This is a genomic window from Romboutsia sp. 13368 (assembly GCF_018336475.1).
GTDB lineage: Bacteria > Bacillota > Clostridia > Peptostreptococcales > Peptostreptococcaceae > Romboutsia.
Map to the genome: position 1 here is coordinate 810,584 of NZ_CP048741.1, position 2,541 is coordinate 813,124.

The following is a 2,541-nucleotide window of genomic DNA, read 5'->3' on the forward strand; positions in this document are numbered from 1 at the left end:
AATTATTTTAATAACAATTATATATATACAAATAAAATAGCTCAAAATATATTTATAGAGGGTGTAGATGTATCAAACTTAACAAAAGACGAGGCAATTAAATACATAAATGAAAATATAGTACCAGGTACTATAAAGGTCAACTACGATGGAGATATACAAGAAATATCAGCAGATAAAATTGATTTAAAATATAATACTGCTGAAGTTGTAAATGAAGCTTATAATTATACAAAAACGGACTCATATTTTGAAAATATAAAAAGATTCTTTGACCTTAAAAAAAATAGTAAAAGTTTAGATTTAGAATCTTTTTATGATGAAAGTAAGTTAAGTAAAGTAATACAAAATATATCAAACTCAATAAATATAGATATGACAAATGCAAAGGTATACATATCTAACTCTGGAAATATTAGTGTATCTAAAGCTACAATAGGAAAAGAATTAGATATAGCATCAACTAAAGAAGCTATATATGATGCTATAAACAACAAAGACTAYAAAACTATAGACTTAAAAGTAAACATAAAAGAGCCTAAAATAAGTACAGAAGCTGCACAAAGTGTAAACTCACTACTAGCGGAGTTTAGCACTAAATTTTCAACAAATAATGAAAATAGAGTTACAAATATTAAAATATCTGCAGACTCAACAAGTGATGTACTATTAATGCCAGGAGAAGAATTTTCATATAATAACCAAACAGGAAAAAGAACTAAAGCAAATGGTTATCAAGATGCACCTGTTATAGTAAATGGAAAATTAGAACAAGATGTCGGTGGTGGAGTATGTCAAGTATCTTCTACATTATTTAACTCAGCTCTTTACTCTGGACTTGATATAACATCAAGGCAAAATCATTCATTAAAGTCAAGTTATGTATCTATAGGAAGAGATGCAATGGTTAGTGATGGAGGAAGTGACTTTAGATTTAAAAATCCTTATTCTCATCCAATTTATATAAAAAATATAGTAAATGATGGTGTGATAACTTCTAGAATATATGGTAATGCATCAGATAAAAAGAACATAAGTATAAAAGTCGAGCCATATACAAAAGAAGGTTTGGAGGCTGCAAAAACTTATATAGAATATAAAGATTCAAATGGAAAAGTAATAAGTACACAGTATATATCTAATAGTGTATATAAAAATCCAAATTAATTAATAAAGTCAACAATTATGTTGGCTTTATTTTATTGTAATAATATGTTACAATTTAGTGTAACGWWATANWGTTACAATTTAGTGTAACAATATAGAGCAAAAGTAAAAGTGGGGGAAAAATTTGAACTTTATAGGAAACAGATACTCTATATTAAATATAGATGAAAATATTGAATTTGATAAGCTTTATAAAGCAAAGGACTTATATGAAAATAAAATAGTGTTATTAAAAGTAATAAATTATAATAATAATATATGTGGAGATTTAGTTGAAAACTTAATAGATGAATCTACTACACTACAAGCAATGCATTCACCATATATATTAAATATGATTAATATTGGTGTAGATTATAAAGAAGATGAAATGTGGTATTATATGATATATGAGTATGAAAAAGGAACTACTTTAAATAATATAATAGAAAATAATTATCTTAATCTAGAAGATACAATATCAATAGCTACACAAATATTAAAAGGGCTACAAAGTGCTAAAGAACATGGTATATATCATGGAGATTTAAAGCCTAAAAATATCTTAGTAGATAAGTGGTATAACATAAAAATATTAAGCTTTGGTATTACAAAAGCTAATAATGGTGTAAATATAAGATCAGGTAACGATATAAAATATTTATCTCCGCATCAATTGTGTATTAACTATACAGATACAGAAAGTGATTTTTTTGCATTAGGACTTATATTATTTGAGTGTATATTTAAAAAGTTACCATTTGATAAAAGTAATAATGAAGAAGAAATGTTAAAAATTATAGACAAAGGTATAAACTTTAGGCAAGTAGAGGCTACTGATGAAAATAAAGAGTTGTTAAATATCATAAAAAAACTTTTAAGTAGAAATAATAAATATTCTAGTTTTACAGAAGTTATTTTAGACTTGAGTTCTATAATGTATGAAAAAGCAGAAATAAAGGAATCATTGTTAATAGAAGAAGAAAAAGAAGAAGAGATTAAATATAAAGAAAAAATAAAACCAAAAAGAAATAAATTATTACTAGTATCAACAATTATAATTATTATATTTTCAGTTTTAGCTACATNNNNTAATTAAAATATATAATATAAAAGTAACCATATTTTACTACTCAAAAAAATTTGAGTTATAAAGTATGGTTACTTTTTTACTTACAAGGAAATTGTGTACCAAAGAGTAATATCAATGGTGTCTAGAAAAGTAAAAAAGATATTTTGAAATGATTCGCCCACGCAGTGGCTCAAGCAACGGATGTATCCGAAATGTTTCGCCAACACGTTGCTCGAAGCGGTAGCAAGGATATATCGTTGGCGATATGAGCAAAGCGAATTTTATGTTTTAAAGCAATTTATATTGATACTTAATATCATATT

Annotated in this window: 2 protein-coding genes; both read left to right on the forward strand. The window is 25.4% G+C overall.

Translation table 11 applies throughout. The features are described 5' to 3' along the window. Positions 1-1,167: VanW family protein (locus G3997_RS03305; protein WP_296648058.1), on the forward strand; the 1,167-nt coding region annotated here is incomplete at its 5' end. Between the two features lie 124 nt (positions 1,168-1,291). Then, complete coding sequence (locus tag G3997_RS03310) at positions 1,292-2,245, forward strand: serine/threonine-protein kinase (RefSeq protein ID WP_296648060.1); 954 nt, start codon at positions 1,292-1,294, stop codon at positions 2,243-2,245. The last annotated feature ends 296 nt before the right edge of the window (positions 2,246-2,541 follow it).